The following is a 221-nucleotide window of genomic DNA, read 5'->3' as shown; positions in this document are numbered from 1 at the left end:
TGTTTTAACCGATCTCAAAGCCCGCGGCGTAGAAGATATCCTCATTACAGCTACAGATAATCTCAATGGATTTACTGGGACCATACGCGGTGTTTTTCCTGAGTCTCAAACTCAGATCTGCGTAGTTCATCAAATCAGAAATGCCTGCAAATATGTAGTCTGGAAGGACAGGAAAGAGTTTTCTGCAGATATGAAACATATTTATACTGCACCTACCAAAC

1 protein-coding gene is annotated in these 221 nt (G+C 41.2%); it reads left to right on the top strand.

From position 1 onward, the window contains the following. A partial coding sequence (locus AB671_RS21930) for a transposase (protein ID WP_185114160.1) occupies positions 1–221 on the top strand: 221 nt, incomplete at both ends.

The organism is Chryseobacterium sp. BGARF1, from assembly GCF_001677955.1.
Lineage (GTDB): Bacteria > Bacteroidota > Bacteroidia > Flavobacteriales > Weeksellaceae > Chryseobacterium.
Note: the sequence above shows the minus strand (reverse complement) of the source record. Positions and strands in the feature narration are given on the sequence as shown.